General features: G+C 59.5%; 5 protein-coding genes. All 5 read right to left on the reverse strand.

Translation table 11 applies throughout. From position 1 onward, the window contains the following. Positions 1–12 precede the first annotated feature (12 nt). Genes WC359_14400 through WC359_14420 form a run of 5 tightly spaced genes read right to left on the reverse strand, consistent with a single transcriptional unit; the run spans position 13 to position 5,692 of the window. Positions 13–981 carry a major capsid protein gene (locus WC359_14400; protein ID MFA5401637.1) on the reverse strand — a complete coding sequence of 323 codons (969 nt, stop codon included), beginning with the start codon at positions 979–981 and terminating at the stop codon, positions 13–15. Positions 982–1,015: 34 nt separating this feature from the next. Continuing rightward, the gene (locus tag WC359_14405; GenBank protein MFA5401638.1) at positions 1,016–2,008 is read right to left on the reverse strand and encodes a capsid cement protein; all 993 of its coding nucleotides are present in this window, start codon (positions 2,006–2,008) and stop codon (positions 1,016–1,018) included. Positions 2,009–2,020: 12 nt separating this feature from the next. Then, entirely contained in the window at positions 2,021–3,358 is a 1,338-nt protein-coding gene (sppA, locus tag WC359_14410; protein ID MFA5401639.1) for a signal peptide peptidase SppA, read from the reverse strand. After that, entirely contained in the window at positions 3,345–4,091 is a 747-nt protein-coding gene (locus tag WC359_14415) for a hypothetical protein (GenBank protein ID MFA5401640.1), read from the reverse strand. Before WC359_14415 ends, sppA begins: the two co-directional genes overlap by 14 nt. After that, positions 4,091–5,692, reverse strand: a complete 1,602-nt coding sequence (locus WC359_14420; GenBank protein MFA5401641.1) for a phage portal protein — start codon at positions 5,690–5,692, stop codon at positions 4,091–4,093. The genes WC359_14415 and WC359_14420 overlap by 1 nt, the downstream gene beginning before the upstream one ends. Between the last annotated feature and the right edge of the window lie 95 nt (positions 5,693–5,787).

Below are 5,787 nucleotides of genomic sequence, written 5' to 3' on the forward strand. Positions count from 1 at the left end.
TGTAGGCATCTCTTACGCCGTGATGTTGCTCATGAGATACCCGGCGCCGGTGAAGATGAACGCCTCATCCACGTTATGCCGGACCCGGATGATGTTCGACCGGACCGTCTCATCCCGATAGGACTCCACTACCAGGTTGCCGGGGCTGTCCGCCGTCCAGAGGAACGACCGGCCGAGGCAGGGCTCGCGGAGATCCTGGCCGCCCGATGACGCCTTGAACAGAAGGGCATACTCGTCGTCCCAAATGTCCGCGATGGTGGTGGCCTGGCCCTTCGCCGTGCTGTCGTAGATCGCCCCGCCGACCAACACCTGATCGACGCCGAAATACTGCGCCAGGAGGCGACGCTTGGCCTCCTGTCCGCCGATCTCGATCGGGTTGGTGTACCTAAAGGCGTCCTTCAGCTCCTTCGATTTGAGCAGATTGGTGAAGACCTTGTAGGTGATCGCAAAGGCATTCGGCAGAAGGCCGGTTGCGGCCCGCATGGCCTCTTTCGCGGTTTCCACGTCCGCGTGGGGCGTGCAGCTTGCCGCCGTACTCCACTCCGTGCCGACATCGGCCGTGTTGGTGATGTTCGCGGTATTGAACACCGCTGCCGCGATGCGCTTCTCCTGGGCGCGAAGCAGAATGTCCACCGCCCTCATGTTCGCCACCGTCTCCGCGTCGAAATACCGCCGGTAGAGGGCCGCTTCCACGTCGTCCACGGCCTCCTCCCAACCGTACTCTTCGCAGGAGTAGGTTCCCGTCTCGAATTCCCAATCGGACCGGGGATATGCGGCCCTGGGCGCTCGTTTGAGTTCCTGGAGCTTCAGCAGGGCCTCCAGGGGGATCTTCGGATAGTCCGCCGACTGCTGCGGGACCTCGAAGATCGGAAGGATGCTCAATCCGATGAAGCCCCTGCGATCGGCATCGAGCATATACTCATACGCCAGCGTGGAAAGATCCGGACGCTGTAAGGTTGTTGCTGATGTAGGTCTTGGCATTTTATGTTACCTCCTTGTCGTTATGCCTTCATCGTTAGGTCGTCAGGGCCGAGCGGGTCCCCTCAAGCCAGAGTCCAGCCAGGTAGAAATCGGTGGTGTCCATCTGGCCGTCCGTCGGGTTAAGTACCAGGGTAAGCGCACTCGGGGATGCCGGAAGGTTGGCTGCCGTAATCGTGAGGGTTTTTTCCTGGAGAACCGCCGTTGCCGCAAACTCAGCAGAAGTCCCGCCGCAATCCGTATCCCCACCAACCGCCGTTCCCGCCACGTCGAAGAACGCCTCGACGGTGAACGTCGGGGTGATTGCCGGGGAAGCAGCCGCGGGCTGACCGAGCAGATGGAGCACAATGTCCTTGGCGTCATTGAGATCCTGGGGCAGCGTGAAATGCGCTACGATCTTGCTCGGAGTGCCGTCTGCCTCCCACTTGATGACCTGGTTCTTGTTGCTGATCTGTGCGAATCCGACGCCGGCCGGGGAATCGACCGCCTTGGTCAGAGCGGTTCCATCCTCCGCGGTGATCCAGTCGGGGTTGATATGATACTGCGTGGTCTTCAGCGCCTTCTCGATCTCGTCAAGGACTGCCTCGACCGTGGCCCCGGTCATGTTTGAATTGGAATCGGCCACGGATACGGTTGCCGCCGTGGTTGACTTAATGCCCCACACAGCGACTTCGATAACGTCGCCGTCGGTAACACCGGCAACGATAGATACGCCCTGCGCCGAACCGGACGAAGCATCCGACACTTTCCCGTCCGCCGCCCCATATAGAACGGTTCCGCGAGCGATCGCCGAGTTGATGTCGCAGGTAATCTCGAATGTCCCCGGCGCGTTATTGAGCTTCACCGCGACCTGAGCGCCGCTTGCCGCATCGTACTCGGTCACGCCGATGTAGTCTTCACCAGCATCGGCATAAACAACCTCCGGGGGGTCAGTTGACGTTCCTGGGGAAGCGGTATCGATCTTCACCCGACGATGGGCATACAGGGCCTCGCCTGCAATGAATGTCTTGACGTAATTGACAGATGACATTTTCTTTCCTCCTTATTCCGCCCGCTTGTTGATGCGGGCAATGTAGTCTGCATGAAGCTCCGGCTTGTCCTGGGCGACCTTTGCCATCGCCTTTCCCTTCGACAGACCTTCCGCCACCAGGCGATCAACCGCCGCCTCGAACGTCTCCGCTTCGGCATTCGGATCGGGTTCCGTCACCGGAGGGACAGGCGGGACCGCGGATGACGCCATCTTTCTCGCCATCTCCTCCAGCTTGCCCTTCTCCGCCGCCAGGATCCGGACCGCGGCATCCGCCCCGGTTGTTTTGCCGTCGGAAACCATTTCCTCCACCAGCGCCTCATGACCCGGAAGGGCCTGCGCCCTAACGTCCTTGATGCGCTGCCTTTCCTTTTCCGCACCTGCCTTCTCACCGTCGGCAAATCCGGCCGTCTTGCCCTGCTCAATGCCGTCCGTGACGCCGAGCGCACGCCCATCGTCGATGACGGACTGGAACAGGTCCGGGTGTTTGGCCCGTAATTCTTCTTTAGTCATTGACCATTCCTCCTTCAGATTATTCACAAGCTCTGACAGACCGGCCACCCCGTCCGCCAAGCCTGCGGCTATGGCCTGCTGGCCAACAAATATCCGACCGTCCGCCGACTCCAGGACCTCCTCAACCGAGCGGCCCCGCATCGCGGCGACGGACTGAACGAAAACGGAATAGATCGCGTCCACCTGATCCTGGATGTAGGCGCGACCCTCTTCCGACAATGGCTTATGGGATGATGCGATGCGCTTGTAGCGGCCAGCCGTGATCTCCGTCCACCGCTCGCCCATCATCTCGTCCGCCTTCGAGATGTCCACATGGGTAGCCACCACGCCGATCGAGCCGACCGTGGTGGTATCCCCGGCGATGTAAATCTTATCCGCAGCGGCCCCGACCCAATAGGCCCCGGACGCCATCATGCCGTCCGCCCAGGAGACGATGGGCTTTGTCCCCCTCGCCGCCAGGATCTTCCCCGACAGCTCTTCCGTGCCGTCCACCGTGCCGCCGGGGGAATCGATCGCCAGGATCACCGCATGGACCTGGGGATCTTCGATCGCCCGGTCGAACGCCTCCCCGACCTCCCGCATGGCCGTTCCGCCGAACAGGTAAGAGAAGAACGTCATGCCTTTGGTCAGAACGTCGCGGATGTCGATGATCGCAACGCCGCTTTCCACCCGGTAGCCCCGCTCCGCATCCAGTTCGGCCATGCCGCTCTGCATCGCGGACTTGATCGGCTTCAGATCGATCTTTTCCCCTTTCATATGGGTTTCGTACACGGCCCGGATCTCCTGGAGCTTCTCCGGCGCGATCGACCACGGACTATTCATTATTTCAAGCAAACGCAAAGCAGTGTCCTCCTTCAAATTTATTCCCCTTCCTTGCATTTTCTGTTGCCGTTATGAGTTGGAGGTTATTTTCAACGTGAAGGCCGCAGACATACTTTGATTTAAGAGGGATTATGTGATCGACTACCAAACCAAGTCTTTTTGCTTCTAAGTAGATTTGCTTGATTTTTTCTTTATCAGCCCACGCTGGCATGGCCTTCATTTTCAGGGCGCGTCTGCATGTATTATGGTAATTTACGACCCCAGGATTGGCTTTTTGCCACTCCCGCCCCTTCTTTCTGGCGGCCGCCAGATTAGCTTTTCTTGATTCCGCCGCCCTGGTCTTATATTTTTCAGGATTGGCTGCATAATCCTTCGCCGCCCACTCCCTCTTAATTCTCCTGGTTTCATCCGGATGTTGTCTGGCCCACTCTTTTGACTGAGCATGGAAGGCATCTTCATTTCTTAGATAATATTGTCTGCAATGTTCACGCTTGTATGCCCGGAATAATTCATCCGTAGAGTAGCGCACCTTTTGACGCCTGCTCCCCCTCGATATTTTTTTCTTCCGGAAATTTTCATCTTCCGCATATTTCTTTTTCTTATAAATGAAGTCTGTTTTTCTTTGGCACATCACGCATGCGTTATTCCCTGTATGCCTCTCGGCATCGTGGCCGTGAATACACGGTACGCCCGTATAATATCGCGTCATCCCTGCGGCTTTTGCTTCTTTTCTGGAGATGACTTGCATCACTATTCATCCTCCTTGTCCGGATCGTCGTTGCCTTCCGATGCCGACTCCGGTTCGGCAGCCTGCTGCTCCACGGCAGGGACCCACAGGCCGACCTCCTGGAGCATCCCGCGCTCTTTCCGGATACGCGGGAAGTTCTTCTCGAAGTCGCCGCCGGTCAGCAGGACCGTTTCTTCGTCCAGCGTCGAGATGCCCAGGGAAAGCCGCTTCTCCGCAGCGCGGACCTCCTTCACCGGATCGATCTGGCCGGGAGCATCGCCGATCCAGATGGAGCCGCAATAGGCCGATCGAGTCAGCGGATCGTTGAAAAAGCCGGGAGCCTGGACGCGGCCGAAGGCGACAGCCTCCGATAGCCAGTTCTCGTAGACAGGCTGGCAAAAGGTTTTGACCAGCCAGGCCCTCCGGGTACGGAAGAACCGCCAAGACTCCAGCAGAGCGGCCCGGCTTGCCGAGTAGGACGAACTGAAGTGGCGGATCAGGACTTCGTAGGGGATCTCCAGCGCCATTCCGATCTGTCTCATAATCGACATGACGAAGGGATCGAAGGCGGTATTCGGCCGGCCGGGGTTTGCGGTTGTGATGTCCTCATTCGGAGCCAGGCCGACAATGGCGCCGTTGCCGAGCTTGTAATCCTCATCATCCGTCGCCGCCCCGACCTCCTCAGCCGGGTTCCAGGACGGCAGGCCCATGCCCGATTCGGTTTTTACGAACACCGTGAACATCCCCGCGACCACCGCCGCCATGAGTTCCGCGTCGGTGTAGCGGTCGAGCTGCTTCAAACATTCGATCACCGGGGAGAGATACGGCACGCCACGGCTCTGGCCAGGGCGCAATACCGGGTAGAGATGGAGGACGTTCCGCAGCCCGGTCTGATCGTTGAACGCCGGGAGGACATCCCATTCCATGTTGGCGGATCCGGCGGTCACGGCTCCGGGATGGCCCTTCAGAACGTGATAGGCGATGGGCGCACCGTAGCGGTCTTTCTCAACACCGCCGGAGAGGGTTGGCGTGTCCATCGCCCATTTAGGATTTTTCACGCGGTCGGCTTCGATGGCCTGGAGCTTCAGCAGGTAGGGACTCGGAGGCCTCGGGAACCGCGCCATGAGGAAGAAGGCGTCGCCGTTTTCCAGCACTTGCCGGAGCGCAAGGGCCTGAAGATCGTCAAAATGGAGCGTCCGGGCGCAATCGCATTCCTGCGAATCCGCCCATAATAGCCACTCGCGCTCAACCGCGGACTCCCAGGCTTCCGCCGTCGCGTCATCGATACCGAGATACTCCCGGTCGATCCGGGCCTGGAGCTTCAATCCCTGGCCAACGGCGTTGGAGACGACCAGGCCGATGGCCCCCGTTGCGATGGGAGCGTTACGGATCAGGTCGCGGGACCGCTCGCGGAGCTTCGGCAGATAGGTCAGCGTGTCGCCGTCCGCGTCCCTGGTCAGAGTGGACCATCCGGAGAGGGACCGCCTCGTCACGGATGCCCCGGCATAGCCTTCGGCATACGCCATGGACACCCTGGCCGCATACCGCCGCCGGGCCGCTTCCGGATCGAAATACTGCACCACTTTGTCTATGAGATTTGGTTTGGGGATGGAGAGCTTTTTCATACCGGCGTCACCCCCCTTACGACGGGTCCGGTCCTTGTGCTGGCCCCGGTCTGTGACAGGCTGTTGACCCAGGACGCCCAATAGTCGATGTTCTT

Source organism: Dehalococcoidia bacterium (genome assembly GCA_041653995.1).
GTDB lineage: Bacteria > Chloroflexota > Dehalococcoidia > GIF9 > UBA5629 > CAIMUM01.